Genomic DNA, 14,760 nt, shown 5'->3' on the forward strand with positions numbered 1-14,760 from the left:
AAATTTTAAACAAGTAAAAGCTTAAACAAATAAAATTTCAAGCAAATAAGATTTTAAACAAAGAATGGCTCAAATAAGTAAAATTTAAAGTAAATAACGTTTAGGTTCATTGTTTAAAGAACGTCTGGAAAGAGTTTTTAAAAGACGGAGAAAATAGTGCTGTAGCCCTTGCGCACTAACTCCGAAAGCTCATCCTCTGGTTTTCCGCAGTCACTTTCAGTTACCCTCGTGCAGGGCAGTGTCACACTATCAATGTACCGCATTGGGGTTGTCTATACACTCACAGTCAGGATTTTCCATTACCTCGTGCAAGGACCTATACAATGCGACGAAGTCATATTATATACATAGTAATATATAAAAATGTCGGCAAACTCAGGGTTTACTACATTGTATATATATTAAGAAGATATTTATATTAAAAACCGATTTACCTTAAGAGAACCGATTTCGATTATAAGAGCAGTATAAGAACCTGACAATGTGGAGAAACAACTTGAAAGAATGCAGAATTAACTGCAAACTGCAGATGATAGATATCATAAAAAATGCAGATAATAAACATAATAACAAATAATAAAAAATAATAAAAAATAATAAAAAATAATAAAAAATAATAGAAAATAATAAAAAATAATAAAAAATAATAGAAAATAATAAAAAATAATAGAAAATAATAGAAAATAATAAAAAATAATAAAAACCAAGAAAAGTAGTGAGTGATATTCCTAACGGGAGTACATACTCAAAAAAATTATATTTTGAGAAAATTAAATTTTGAAGATTGATATATTCTGAAAAATAAGAATGTAAAAAATCTGAAGAAAGACTTATATATTATGTATATGTTTGCTTTTCCACAAATTGAACATAGTGCTTAATGAGTAGCTGAGGTGCGTATATATGTACGGCACTGAACGGATAATTCCCGGGACAATTATTGCAGGCCCTGAACTGGAACCTATTGAGGGGTATATCTGCGTAAAGAGAGGAATAATTACGGAGATTGGGGAAGAGCATACACTCTCTAAGAACATAATTGCTCCCTGTTTTGTCAATGCACATACTCATCTTGGAGACTCGGTATTCAAAGACCCTCCTCTGGGAAAAGTTTCTGGATTTAGGACTCAAAGAGACCTGGATGCTCTTGTAAAACCTCCTGACGGGTTAAAACACAGGATATTAAGAGACACGCCATACACAACCCTGATAGAGGGTATGAGAAGGTCCTTGCTGGACATGATAGAAACCGGAACCTGTGCTTTTGCGGATTTCAGAGAAGGAGGTGTTGTAGGGGTTGCAGCCCTGAATAAAGCTCTCGAAGGACTTAAACTCCATTCCATGATACTGGGCAGACCTACAGAACCTGAACAGCCACTTCAGGTTGTACTGGCAGAAGTAAGAAGAATTCTTTTACATTCTACCGGACTTGGAATGAGTGGGGCAAATGACCTTGATCTCGAACTATTGGAGAATATTGCTACCTGCACACGGCAGCGTAGAAAATTCTTTGCGATCCATGCCGGAGAAAAAGATACGAGCGACATAGAAAAAGCACTGTCACTTGAGCCAGATCTTCTGATTCATATGACAAATGCCACAAAAAAAGATCTTGAAAACGTGGCTGATGCGAAGATTCCGGTTGTTGTCTGTCCGAGGTCTAACCTAATAACAGGAGCAGGAATTGCACCTGTTGCCGAGATGCTGGAAGCGGGGATAAAAGTAGCTGCAGGAACGGATAATGTAATGTTAAATTCTGTAAATATGTTTGCTGAAATGGAATTTATGTCTAAAATTTATTCCATTGATGACAGGCAAGTATTTAAAATTTGCACACTTAATGGTTCCTTTGTAATGGGATCTGATTCTACGGGTTCGATACAAAAGGGGAATAAAGCTAATCTCATGATCCTGAATGGAAATTCCAATAATCTTGCAGGGATAAAGAACCCCATAAGTGGAATCACAAGGCGGGCAAGACCCGATGACATACTATCAGTACTTCATTCGTAAAGCAAATGGAGAACAGACATGATGAGCGAATTTTACCGGAATATAGTGATTGCAACAGACGGATCCGAGAACAGCCTTAAGGCTATTTCTTACGGTATTGAGATTGCAAAACTCAGCGGGGCCACGGTTCACGCTCTCTACGTAATAGATATAACTTCTTTTTCTTCGATACCTATGGATGCAGGATGGGAAGCAATATATGATACCCTGAGAGGAGAAGGGGAGAAAGCGATATCCATGGTACAGGAACGCGGAAAAGTCTCAGGAGTTGAGGTAAGAGAAGTTCTGTTGGAAGGTCACCCAAGTAATGAAATTATAAATTTTGCAGAAAACAATAACGCTGACCTGATAGTTGTTGGCACCCTCGGAAAAACCGGACTAGACAGGTTTCTGATGGGAAGTGTTGCAGAGAAAGTAGTAAGAGGCTCAAAAGTCCCGGTCCTGGTTGTCCGGAGTGAAAAACAAGATTAAGACTTTCTGCTAACTGGAAGCCTTTTGAGAAAATAAACAGAGGAGAAAGAAAACCAGGATTCAGAGTATACAAAGGTGTAGATTACATGCCAAAAAACATCTTCATTGAAGATATCATGGTAAGGGATGTAGCAAGTGCAACCCTTCCAGGTTCAAGGGATGAGGTTCTTAAAATTCTTAAGAACAAGCACATTTCAGGAGTTCCAGTACTTAAAGACTCCAAAGTTGTGGGAGTTGTAACAAGAACAAACCTTTTACAAAACCCTGAAGAAGAACAACTGGCTCTTCTTATGACACGTGATCCGATAACCATATCCTCCGGATCGGATCTGCAGACTGCAGCACGCTTACTTTTGGAGCACCACATAAGAAGGCTTCCGGTGGTCGATGACGGGAAACTTGTAGGGCTTATTACTGTGGCAGATATTATAGGCACAATTGCAGACATGAACATCGATATTCCGATAAAGGACTACGTGGAAAAGAAAGTCGTTGCGATCTACAGTGAAACCCCTCTGCCCGTTGCTGCCAGAATTATGGAACTCGCAGGTGTTAAGGCTGTCCCGGTACTTGATTCAAACCTGGAGCTCATAGGAATAATCTCAGATCGTGATGTTATTGCTGCCAGCGTAATTGAAGACAGTGTAGAGATGTCAGATATGTCTGCAGGCCAGGACGATGACGCCTGGACCTGGGAATCGATGCGAGACACCATGAGTATTTACTACAGTGTCTCAAGGATTAAGGTTCCCAACCTGATAGGAAGCGATATAATGATAAGGGAACCAATCACAGCTACATATATTACATCTGTCAGCGACTGTGCACGTAAAATGAAACGAAACAGGATTGATCAGGTTCCGATTATCAATTCAAACCGGAAACTTCAGGGACTTTTGAGAGACCACGACCTCCTGAAGCCTCTAATAGAAATAGAATAAGTTAAGATTAAATCTCGCTTCTAAGAACCGTTAAACGTTTTTAACGTGAAGCGAAGAAGAATTAAGGTTATTTAAGAAAAAATAATATTATTTAAGAAAAGTAATATTATTTAAGAAAAGCAATATTATTTAAGAAAAGATAATATTATTTAAGAAAAGATAATATTATTTAAGAAAAGTAATATTATTTAAGAAAAATAAGGCTATTAATGCCTATTCAAAATTTTTTCCAGTAAGGAGGCATTCTCCCTAGAGACTCCTCCGAAAACTGCTTTATTCAGGAGCTAGAAAAATGGACAAACCTTTTGTTTTTATAAATTCTGCTATGTCAGCCGACGGCAAACTTTCAACAAAGGAACGGAAACAGGTCCGAATCTCCGGGAAACTTGATTTTGAACGGGTCGACGAACTCCGAGCCCAGGCAGACGCAGTTATGGTAGGTATAGGAACTGTCCTTTCGGACGATCCAAGCTTAACCGTAAAGTCTCCAGAGAGAAAGGCAGCCCGGAAAGCCGCAGGAAAAAACGAAAATCCAGTAAGGATCATTGTGGACAGTTCAGCAAGGACTCCGCTTGATGCTGATATTTTCAAAAAAGGAGACGGGCTCAGGATAATTGCCGTTTCAACTTCTGCACCTGCCGAAAAGATAGAAAAACTGGAAGAAAAAGCTCTCGTCATTAAAACAGGAACCTTTAAAGTTGACCTTACCGAGCTTGCAGCAAAATTAAAAGAAATGGGAATAAACACCCTCATGGTTGAGGGAGGAGCGACCCTAAACTGGGGTATGCTCTCTGCTGGCCTTGTTGATGAAGTCTATACTTTCGTTGGAAACCTTATAATAGGAGGAAAAACAGCCCCGACTTTTACGGATGGGGAAGGATTTTCAGAAGCCGAAATCCCTGAGTTAGAATTGCTTTCAACCGAAAAAATAGAAAAGGGGATACTTCTCAGTTGGAAAGTAAAAGGCAAGGAAAAATAAAATCAAATTGCCAATATATACCGTATTGTTAACTGGTACCGAGCTTAAGTACCGGGCTTAAGGTTACATTTTTCAAACTCGCCGTTATAATATACAAAGACCTCAAGTTCACACTTGCCTTTAAGAAAATCCCGTATTTTGCGGTCATATACGCTTTGAACGTGTTTCAGGCCGTTTTTTTGGAAGTGAGCCTTCACAGCTTCAAAAAACCCGACTATCTGTCTCAGGTAAGCCTCTTCATAAGCCCTTGTCTCCTGTGCAATTGCTCCACATTCGGAATCCTCAAGTTCGGAATAATAGCTTCCATGCTCGTTTAAGCCGCTTATCTGGCGCCAGTCCACTTTGCCCGAGTCATCAGCTTCCCTGTGAAGCATGTATGGATAGACCCTGCAGATTGAAGGACGCCTGTCATAAATTTTGCAGCGCTTATTCTCAAGGAAGATACAGGAACCATCAGGTTTTGTTTTCAAGGCGTAGCCTGAGACATAAAACCTACCCTTCTGGTCGCAAAACTCAGGATATGGAGCAGGAGTAACTGAATCCGGATTTATCTGCCTTATAACAGCCAGGTCTGCATCGAGCAGGAAAACGTGATCGTTAAACTCTTTTGTGCAGCAGCGTGCACAGAGTTCACATCTGAACCCCAGCTCTTTAATAATGCCTACAAATTCAGGGTCAGGAAATTCCTCTACGCCTGCAAGTTCTTCCCTTGCCTCTGTAAGCCTTGTTTCAATGTTATTCATTTTTACGCTAATCACCTTTTTAAGAAAAGAATCCTGCAAATCTACCTTATTTTACTTCCATGTCCGTAACATTTAATTACTAGCATTTCTTTTTATCATAGACCCAAGGCTTGATGACATTTATAATTTCGCACTTTCAGGCTTCAAGGAATATTAGATATTCTTCAATCATCAGTGAGAATTATCGATTTAACACTTAACACTATAACCAGGGAACACCTGTTTAAATACCTGTTTATTGAGACTCTGCCGAGGAGAAAAAAAATCCGCGGCAACCGGCAGTGTCCAGCAATAAGCGAATACCTGGATATATTACGTGATAAATTACAAATAAATTCAGAGAAAATTAAGATTAAACTTAACGAGGAATGATAATGGGCAAAACCGGCAGCATTGATTGGGTAAAAGTAAAAGGCAGAAAAGGCAGAGTAATTAAGGTCCAGAAGTCACAGGCTCAAAAAGCACACCCAGGACCTGCACAGCGCTTCAGTTCTTCAGGTCATAAGAGGCGCTTCATCAGAAGATCTGCAAAAGCTCTTGTAAAGTAATCTTAAGGGCTTTTAAATTTACTTTTTTGAATTTACTTTTTGAATTTACTTTTTGAATTTACTTTTTGAATTTACTTTTTGAATTTACTTTTTGAATTTACTTTTTGAATTTACTTTTTGAATTTACTTTTTGAATTTACTTTTTGAACCTTAATTTGACAGATTCTACTAATCAATACAGTATTTTCTTACACAAAACACGTTGTATCGACACATTACATTTTGGTAAACTGAAAAATGTCAAAAAATCATAAGATGCGGGATAAAACTTTGAGTAGTATGAAGAAAGCAGAAGCATGAAACCCGTTCAGACATTATATAATATACGCTTCTGTCAAATTTGGGTTTTGAATTTACTTTTTGAATTTACTTTTTGAATTTACTTTTTGAATTTACTTTTTGAATTTACTATTTTGACTGAACCTTGTAGGATTTTGTAGATAGATCTTTAAAAATATTTATTTTATAAGATAATATATTTTTAGAATAATACATTCCAGAGAACATTTTTCTACCCAGTTTTCTGCATTAAACTCACAAATTCAGGGTCAGATATGCAATACTTACCCCTGCGAGGCAGAGTGCAACGTTAAGAAAGATATTCAGGAAAAAGGAGAAATTTTGCCCTTCTTCAAGCAATTTGAAAGTTTCATATGCGAAGGTAGAAAACGTGGTAAAGGAACCTAAAATTCCTATATTTACGAGATAGACCATAGATTGGGGCTCAGAAGAAAAAGTGAGAAAGGCAAGTACAATGGTCCCTAAGAGGTTCACGGTAAGTGTGCCTGCAGGGATGCTCTTAATCCTAGGGACCTGACTTGAAACCGTATATCTAAGGCATGCCCCAATAAAACCACCTGCACCTATTAAAAAGAGTTTTTCCATGCCTGGAAGGGAGAACATCTCTTTATACCTCCCTACCTGAAAGGGCTTTTATTGTACTCCTGCCCATGAACACGCCAACCAGGGCAAGAAACAGGTTAACACTGATATTTTCCAGAGCAGGGAAAAAGGGCATGGTAAAAGACTGGACTGCAAACGTCGAAAATGTTGTGAATGCTCCCATAAATCCGGTCCCAAAAGCAAGCTTTCCTTTTGGACCTATAAATCCAATATACTCAGTGTCGTACATTATCAGGCCGAGCATAAAACTTCCTAGTACGTTTACCGAAAGGACACCAAAATGCGATTCCATGAGCTCACAGAGTGAAAATCGGCATATTGCTCCAAGGAACCCGCCAGCTCCTATGAGAAAAATCTTATTCAGGTCTTTATGCGTGGAAGACATTATTTTACACTCAGGGAATCACTTAAAAATTTAGATTTCAGCTCATAACGTTTTAGCCCGGAACATATTAACTTTTGAACATTGTAACTTCTAAATATTTTAGCTCTCAACGTTTTAGCTCTGGTTTTCTTCGTTTGATTAGCCCTTGAAGTATAAAACTTTATCTCAGAAAGGAGGGAAAATTCCTTCCGGGGCTTCAAGGGAAAAAGGAAGGATGATTCGTTCATTATATTTGAGCCTGCTTATATAAACTAGGCGAAATAAAATGTGAACTGCTTTTCCATTAATCCAATTTGAAGAGAATACAACAAACAGGGTAAAGAAGGGAAAAAGGGTGTTTTTGAGAGAACACAGAAATATCATTCTATTAAGAAGACATCCACCTCTTCTCCTTCATCATACCCTTCAATGTTTTCTGGCACCAGCAAATACCCGTCAGCCTTTGCAACGGAACTCAGTGCCCCGGCTCCAGCTCCGGTAAGAGGGCGCACCTTATCTCCTTCAAATACAACACGGATGAAACTAACGTAACCTATTTTTGAACTGACTTTTGCAGCCAGCCGCCTTTTAAGAATAGTCTCGGGGATCTCCGGAATTGCTGCCAGTTTCCTGATTCCAGGACGGACAAAGAAATTGAGAGCAACAAGCCCGGCAACCGGATAACCGGGCAGGCAAACGATAGGAACATTATTTATAACCCCAAGGGCTGCAGGTTTACCAGGACTTACTCCTATGCCGTGCACGAGCAGTTCTCCAAGAGCTGACACAACCTCAGGCCCATGATCTCTTATTCCTACTGATGTTCCGCCAGAAAGAAGAATCATATCGGCATCCATGTTTGCTTCTATGGCCATTTTTAGCCTGTCCGGGTTATCAGGCACTATATCGAGATATCGGGGGATTCCACCCCATTTCTTCACATAAAGGGCCGACATCAGCCCATTAGTCTCAAGCACCATGCCCGGAGGAGGTACAGCCATGCCCTTTTTACGACTTACGAGCTCGTCCCCTGTCGGAATAACCGCAACAACAGGCTTTTTGAAAACCTTTACCCTGTCAAGTCCAAGCGATGCAAGCACAGCAGCATCACATGGACGAAGAAGATGCCCTTCCTCAAAAACAACATCTTTTTCTTTTATGTCCTCTCCAATCTGCCCCACATTCCGATTCGGGTAGACCTGAGCCCTGACCTCAACAAGGTTTCCTGCGGCGATGGTATCTTCAACCATTACGACAGCATCAGCTCCTTCAGGCACTGCAGTCCCAGTATGGACCCAGGTTAAACTTCCTTCCTCTACCTGATCAGAAAGCTGCAGCATTACCGGATTTGTAGGGGAAGCTCCCATAGTGTCGGAAGCCCTTACCGCGTATCCGTCCATAGCTGCACGTCGGTAGTGTGGCACATTTCTTTCAGAGATCACGGCTTCTGCCAGTACCCTGTCTGTGCAGGTTTCGAGTGAGATTTCTTCTGTTTTCTTTGTAGTAGAAATACGCTCAAGAAAAAGTCTCAAAGCTTCATCAATCGAGGTTCGTTCTTTGAATATCTTGCCCATGATCGTCCTTCCTGAAAAAATCAGCCCCCCGATACCGGAGGCAGGACTGCAAGCTCATCGGCATCCGAAAGAAGAGTATCAAGCCCATCGAGATGCCGGGCATTGTTTCCATTTATAAGGACATTAATTGAACCACACATAACTGGAGCTTCGCTTGCTCCTTTGGGTTCCTCAAAAATAAGGTTTTTCAACTCGGGATATTTTTCAGTAAGGGATAAAAGGACATCAATAACCTTTTCTCCCGATAGCTGCAGTTCCGATGTACCTACTTTTTCACGCAAATTTGCAAATAACTTGACTTTAACTTCAGCCATGAGAGAGACTATTTCATCCTATCCCTTAAATATATCTATGCTCGTAAAGAAGCAGCTATGCTGGAGGATTGGGAAAATTATGCAGCAAGGTCAGGATTACAACACTGAGAACTCGCCAGAAATTTCTGAAAAAAAATACAGAATACTCGGATTTCTGATCATCCTTTTTGCTCTATTGATAAGATTGTTTGACCTGGGAGATCGAGTGTTCCATCACGATGAAAGCGTACATGCCAGTTTTACCCTTAAACTTCTTGAAACCGAACAATACAGATATGATCCGGCCTATCACGGCCCTTTTCTATTTCATTCTACTGCTGTTGTCTTTCACTCTCTGGGAATAAACGACACAACAGCACGCTTGATCCCTGTCTTCTTCGGAGTAGCGGCAACTCTTCTGCTATTTTTACTTAAGAAGGAACTTGGAGAAAGAGGTGTACTCTGGTCGGCTTTCTTGCTCTCTTTTTCTCCAAGTATGGTGTACTTTTCAAGGTTCTTCAGAAATGACCCAATCATTGTTTTCTGTACTCTTGCCACTGTTATAGGGGGAATTCGCTACCTTGAAAACCTTCACAGCCCAAAGAGATACCCTTATCTTATCCTTGCCGCTACCTCTCTTGCAATCGCCGTATCTTCAAAAGAGAATGCCTATCTTATTATTTTCATGTTCGGAGCCTATGCAGGGATTTATTCTTTGTACAGGTTTTATTCCTACTGGAAAAAAGAAAAGCTAAGCCTTAAAAGAACTCTTGTTCTTAAAATTTCATCTATTTTCCCATTCGTACCAGAAGTTCTGATTTCAGGTACTCTCTTTATTTTTATCGTAATGTTATTCTACACAAGCCTTTTCAGAACCCCGGAAACCCTCTTTTCAATTGTGGAAAGGGCTTTTTCCCACTGGATGGAGATGCACAGAATTGAACGCATAGGAGGTCCTTTTTATTTTTATATTCCTATCCTCCTTGTATACGAAAGCCCGATTCTGATTTTTGGGACTGCAGGTATTGTTCATTTCCTTAAAAAGAAAGGAGAAAATACTTCCTTTTTCATGTTTCTTTCCTACTGGGCAGTTACGAGTTTGCTGCTCTATTCCTATCTTCAGGAAAAAGTCCCCTGGCTTGTTGTGCACATTGTCCTGCCTGTTGGGATTTTAGCAGGGGCTTATCTGGGAGACTTTTTCTCCGGGACACCTAGCCGAAGACAGAAGAATTTACTTGAAACAGAAAACATGAATTCCGGAACAGAAAACATGAATTTCGAAACAGACAAAAAACCCGCTTTCGGGACAAAACGTTCCAGAGCTCATACCTTTGTTGTGGGGATTCTGGCACTTACGTTAATAATATCCCTGATTCAGTGCATATCTGTAAATTTTTACCGGAGTATGGAACCTGATGAGCTGATGACGTATTCACAGGCATCTTCAGATATCCAGCAAGTTATGAAGAAAATCGAAGTCTTCAATCAGGGGCCAGAAACTCTAAGGATATCTGTAGTGGACCCTGATAATCTTTACTGGCCGCTGCCGTGGTACTTAAGGGATTATGAAAAAACAGCATATTATACAAAACCTCCAGCTAAGGCAAAATACGATGCAATAATCGTGCCTGCAGAGTATCAAATGTATAAAGAAATCCAAGAAGAAGGATACGCCTCATATAATTTTACCCTGCGCCCGGGAAAGGAGTTTACCCTTTATTATAATAAAGAACTTGAAAATAGTATATGAGATCCTAAAAATGATTCTTCGCTGTTTTGTATGTGTTAAAAATAATTACGCAGTTGCACCGTCGCTCGGTCAAAATGAAAAACATCGAGTATGAATATGATTTTCAACAACAAACGTTCCTAAACGCACATGATATTCTTCGAATAACAGGCACAAAGAAATGAAAGTACTCTACTTTACCCTTTTTTAACTATTGATCTCGTCATTACCCTGGGTAGTAATTTTGTCCTAACTATGATTTTTCAAACCATTGCTAAACTGATCAGTGAATTGCCATACAAGGCTTAAATTTGATAAGAAGCAGAAAATCAAAAGGAGTGTTGAGATCCAGTTTAGTCCCATACTTTCATGCTAAATATTAGACGTGTCACTCTTACATATAGGAAGTGGGTATAAGTTACCCACTCGAAAAAGCGAAGAACCAAAAAAATAATTATCTGTACCAATAATTAAATTAATTGCTGAGATTAAAATCCAAAGTATGTAACTCGATGGTATGTATGGGTATTCATAGAGATAATCTGGATATTTCTGCGGAAATATGGTTTGAACTATTAACGGACAGCAGTGTTTTCAAAGATAATGATATAGCTCTTATGAAAGCTCTCTATAACTGCAAGGGTTGCCGTGAAACAGCTTCAAAACTTGCCTTAATTCTTGGAGTTTCAAGGTACTCTGTTTTGAATCTTCAAATAGGTCGGTTAGGAAAAAGAATAATAAATAAATTACCAACTGTAAAATTTCCGACAAACAAGGATGGAAATATTCGCTACTGGCTCATTCCTTTTTGGTCTGAGGATGCTGAAAAGAAAGGTCAATATTATTGGGAACTACGTCCAGAGCTAAAAAGAGCTATCGAAAAATTCTTGAACGAAGACAAAATTAATATTCCTCGTTTAATAGTTCCTACAAACAGTGAACCTGAAATACAAATTGCCCAAGAAATAGCCGATAAAGATATTAGTAACTTGTATGAAGGAGTAAAAAAACAAATTACAGTAAATGCTTATGAAAGAAATCCAAAAGCAAGGCAGCTATGTCTCCAGAAATATGGTTTTAAATGCTGTGTATGTGGATTTGATTTTGAAGAAGTTTATGGTGAAATAGGAATTGGATATATTGAAGTTCATCACCTGACACCTTTAAATGAGATAAATAAAGAATACAAAGTAGATCCCGATAACGATTTGAGACCTGTATGTCCTAATTGTCACTCTATGTTACATAAAGCAAATATTTCAATTGAACAATTGAGAGATACATTAAGAAAGTAGTCGAATTTTTAACTAATATACAATCCCATCTTCAGAGCTTTCATTTCCTTAACTTCTTCCTGAGAAGTATTTTATAAGTTCCATTGAAATCAGCGTAGTAGAAGCAAGAGAAAGTATCACTCCCCATTCAAAGAGAGAAAGTGGAACGGTTCGAAAAGCTGTCTGGAAAAAGGGAACATAAATTACTACGAGTTGCAGGATTACTGTTGTCAGGACTGCATAAACCAGAGGTTTGTTTGTAAAAAGCCCCAGGGAAAAGATAGAGTATCGGTCAGACCGCCAGTTAAAGGCGTTAAACATCTCTGAGAAAACTACCAGCGTAAAGATAAGGGTCTGGAGTTTCTCAATAGAGAAATTTCTGTCAAGAGCCCAGTTTAAAACGAGAAGAGCCTGAAGCGCAATCAACCCTCCAATTCCCAGACTGGCTGAGATTTCACGACTGGTGATAAGCCCTTCCTCAACGTTTCTTGGCTTCTGTCTCATAATACCATTATCAGGAGGCTCAACTGATAGAGCCATAGGAGGAAGCCCATCCGTAATCAGGTTAATCCAGAGGATCTGAACCGCAATAAGAGGCAGGATTTGCCATCCCAGGATAGCAATGAGAACTATAAGAACCTCACCGATATGGGCTGAGAGCCCATAAGTGATGAAGTTTCTAATATTTTTGAATATATTTCGTCCTTCCTCAACCGCTGCAACAATCGACGCAAAATTATCATCCGTAAGGATCATGCTTGAGGCTTCTTTGCTGACATCCGTGCCAGTAATTCCCATAGCTATTCCCATATCTGCAGCTTTAAGGGCAGGAGCATCGTTTACCCCATCCCCGGTCATTGCTACGACATAACCCTTTTTCTTAAGGGCGTCTATTACTCTCAACTTATGAGCAGGATAGACCCTGGCATAAACCGAAACCCTCTCGACCTCGTCTTCGAACTCGACATCTCCAAGGCTGTTAAGCTCCGAGCCTGTAAGAGTAAGATCGTTTTCCTTTAAAATCCCCAGTTCCTTTGCAATTGCAGACGCCGTAATCTTATGGTCTCCTGTTATCATTACGGTTTTAATGCCTGCATCTTCACATTTCTGGATTGCAACCTTTACTTCCTCTCTTGGAGGATCTCTCATGCCCATTAAACCTGAAAAGACCATATCTTCTTCAATTCTCTCTGAAGAGAGCTCTTCTAAAGAAGCCTTTTCAATATAAAGTTCCTCGTCCAGAGGGCGGAATGAAAGAGCCATAACCCTGAGGGCCTGATCAGCCATTTCCTTAACTTTTTCTTCAATCAACTGCTTCATTTTGGGAGATAAGGATTTTATTTCGCCGTCAAGAAAAATCTTCGTACATGAGCCGATAATCACTTCAGGGGCCCCCTTTGAGAAAGCAGCAAGTCCTTTTACAGGGAAGCTGCCAGAATCGACTTCCAGTTTATTGAAGGTAGTCATTCTTTTTCTTTCAGAGGAAAAGGGTATTTCTCCAAGGCGAGGATATGTTTGATCAAGCTCAACTTTATGGAACCCTGACTTTGCAGCAACAACCACAAGAGCTGCCTCCGTAGGGTCTCCTTTGATCTCCCATTTATCACTTTCCTTAAAAAGACCAGCATCGTTACAGAGAACAGCTCCCAGCAAGAGAATCTGAAGATGGGGATCATCTGTGGAAACTTTTTCATCTCCGTTAAAGAACTCTCCTTCTGGAGAATATCCTGCTCCAGTAACCTTCAAAACCTGCTCATTGACGCAAATTTTTTCAACCGTCATTTTGTTCTGCGTAAGCGTGCCTGTCTTATCCGAACAAATAACATTTGTGGCTCCAAGCGTTTCTACGGATGGCAGTTTTCTTACAAGGGCATGCCTTTTGACCATACGCCTTACCCCAAGCCCAAGCCCTACTGTAACAACCGCAGGGAGAGCTTCAGGGATAGCAGCAACCGCAAGAGCAACACCCCATAAAAACATATCAAGGAGAGGGAAACCATAAAAAACCCCAAGCATTGCAACAAAAGCTACAATTACAAGAGTCGCAGTACCAATCCATCTGCCGAACTTGTCAAGGCTTTCCTGTAAAGGCGTCCTGGACCTCTCTATTGTCCCCAGAAGCCCGGCAAGTTCCCCAAAAGCCGTATTCATTCCGGTTGCAGTAACAATCGCGCTGCCTCTTCCGTAAGCAACCGCAGTTCCTGTGTAGACCATGTTTGTCCTGTCAGCTTCAGGAGTTTCGGAAGGCAGGGCTTCGATATTTTTCTGAACTGGCACGGATTCTCCTGTAAGAGAGGACTCGTCAGTCTTGAGATTGAACCCTTTGATAATCCTGGCATCGGCTGGAATGCGGTCTCCGGTCTGAATAAGGATAAGATCCCCAGGAACGAGATTTTTTGAGGGAGTTTTATTTTCAACCCCGTCCCTTATAACAGTCGCTTCCGGCGAGGTAAGGGACCTTAAAAGCTCAATTGCTTTTTCGGCTCGATATTCCTGCACGAAGCTGAGAATTCCTGCAAGAAATACCGTAAAAATAATGACTATTGCATCGATGAACTCCCCAAGAAGAGCCGAAACAATAGAGGCCGTTATCAAAATAAAGATCAAGATACTTTTAAACTGTGAGATAAAGAGCTGCAGGACCGAAACTTTTTCTTTTTCTTTAAGTTCATTTTCGCCATACTCCTTAAGCCTTTTTTCGGCTTCCTCAGAACTCAAACCTGCTTCTGAAACCCCAAACTCTTCAAAAACTGAGCTTATTTCCTGGTCGTAATACACCCCTTTACCCCTCAAGCCTCCGGATTATCTGGAGAGTTCTCAACTATAGTCCCTAACATAAGTATTTGCACTTACTTTCTAACCACGGAAAACGCGGAAAGCATGGAAGAATTGGACCCATATTTACTTTTCTGTGTTTTCCGTGATTTT

The 14,760-nt window shown here is 40.1% G+C and carries 13 protein-coding genes; 7 read left to right on the forward strand and 6 right to left on the reverse strand.

Annotated features, from left to right (window positions below):
• Positions 1 to 903: 903 nt before the first annotated feature.
• From MSBRM_RS16155 to MSBRM_RS16170, 4 genes are all read left to right on the forward strand, one after another.
• Positions 904 to 2,013, forward strand: a complete 1,110-nt coding sequence (locus tag MSBRM_RS16155; RefSeq protein ID WP_048156311.1) for an amidohydrolase family protein — start codon at positions 904 to 906, stop codon at positions 2,011 to 2,013.
• An 18-nt stretch (positions 2,014 to 2,031) separates the two neighbouring features.
• Entirely contained in the window at positions 2,032 to 2,484 is a 453-nt protein-coding gene (locus MSBRM_RS16160) for a universal stress protein (RefSeq protein WP_048156314.1), read from the forward strand.
• An 86-nt stretch (positions 2,485 to 2,570) separates the two neighbouring features.
• Complete coding sequence (locus tag MSBRM_RS16165) at positions 2,571 to 3,425, forward strand: CBS domain-containing protein (RefSeq protein ID WP_048121894.1); 855 nt, start codon at positions 2,571 to 2,573, stop codon at positions 3,423 to 3,425.
• A gap of 292 nt (positions 3,426 to 3,717) precedes the next feature.
• Positions 3,718 to 4,404 (forward strand): 2,5-diamino-6-(ribosylamino)-4(3H)-pyrimidinone 5'-phosphate reductase, encoded by a 687-nt coding sequence (locus tag MSBRM_RS16170; RefSeq protein ID WP_048121897.1) that lies wholly within the window; start codon positions 3,718 to 3,720, stop codon positions 4,402 to 4,404.
• Positions 4,405 to 4,448: 44 nt separating this feature from the next.
• Here MSBRM_RS16170 and MSBRM_RS16175 read toward each other — a convergent pair whose 3' ends face one another.
• Complete coding sequence (locus MSBRM_RS16175; protein WP_230628974.1) at positions 4,449 to 5,147, reverse strand: YkgJ family cysteine cluster protein; 699 nt, start codon at positions 5,145 to 5,147, stop codon at positions 4,449 to 4,451.
• 374 nt (positions 5,148 to 5,521) lie between these two features.
• Between MSBRM_RS16175 and MSBRM_RS20915 the strand changes: the two genes are divergently transcribed.
• Positions 5,522 to 5,695 (forward strand): DUF5350 domain-containing protein, encoded by a 174-nt coding sequence (locus MSBRM_RS20915; protein ID WP_158498980.1) that lies wholly within the window; start codon positions 5,522 to 5,524, stop codon positions 5,693 to 5,695.
• A gap of 534 nt (positions 5,696 to 6,229) precedes the next feature.
• Here the strand turns inward: MSBRM_RS20915 and crcB (MSBRM_RS16185) are convergent.
• From crcB (MSBRM_RS16185) to MSBRM_RS16205, 4 genes are all read right to left on the reverse strand, one after another.
• Positions 6,230 to 6,598 (reverse strand): fluoride efflux transporter CrcB, encoded by a 369-nt coding sequence (gene crcB / locus MSBRM_RS16185; protein WP_048121901.1) that lies wholly within the window; start codon positions 6,596 to 6,598, stop codon positions 6,230 to 6,232.
• A gap of 4 nt (positions 6,599 to 6,602) precedes the next feature.
• Positions 6,603 to 6,983 (reverse strand): fluoride efflux transporter CrcB, encoded by a 381-nt coding sequence (gene crcB, locus MSBRM_RS16190; RefSeq protein WP_048121903.1) that lies wholly within the window; start codon positions 6,981 to 6,983, stop codon positions 6,603 to 6,605.
• 359 nt (positions 6,984 to 7,342) lie between these two features.
• Entirely contained in the window at positions 7,343 to 8,536 is a 1,194-nt protein-coding gene (locus MSBRM_RS16200) for a molybdopterin molybdotransferase MoeA (RefSeq protein ID WP_048121907.1), read from the reverse strand.
• Positions 8,537 to 8,556: 20 nt separating this feature from the next.
• Positions 8,557 to 8,850, reverse strand: coding sequence for a ubiquitin-like small modifier protein 1 (locus tag MSBRM_RS16205; RefSeq protein ID WP_048121909.1), 294 nt, complete (start codon positions 8,848 to 8,850; stop codon positions 8,557 to 8,559).
• Between the two features lie 79 nt (positions 8,851 to 8,929).
• Here MSBRM_RS16205 and MSBRM_RS16210 point away from each other — a divergent pair, with 79 nt between their 5' ends.
• A complete protein-coding gene (locus MSBRM_RS16210) occupies positions 8,930 to 10,579 on the forward strand; it encodes a flippase activity-associated protein Agl23 (RefSeq protein ID WP_048121911.1) in 1,650 nt (549 codons plus the stop codon).
• Between the two features lie 500 nt (positions 10,580 to 11,079).
• Positions 11,080 to 11,853 (forward strand): HNH endonuclease, encoded by a 774-nt coding sequence (locus MSBRM_RS19765; protein WP_048121913.1) that lies wholly within the window; start codon positions 11,080 to 11,082, stop codon positions 11,851 to 11,853.
• Positions 11,854 to 11,901: 48 nt separating this feature from the next.
• Here the strand turns inward: MSBRM_RS19765 and MSBRM_RS16220 are convergent, their stop codons facing one another.
• On the reverse strand, positions 11,902 to 14,625 hold the full coding sequence (locus MSBRM_RS16220; protein WP_304440480.1) for a calcium-translocating P-type ATPase, SERCA-type: 2,724 nt from the start codon (positions 14,623 to 14,625) through the stop codon (positions 11,902 to 11,904).
• Between the last annotated feature and the right edge of the window lie 135 nt (positions 14,626 to 14,760).

It is taken from the genome of Methanosarcina barkeri MS (assembly GCF_000970025.1).
Classification (GTDB): domain Archaea; phylum Halobacteriota; class Methanosarcinia; order Methanosarcinales; family Methanosarcinaceae; genus Methanosarcina; species Methanosarcina barkeri.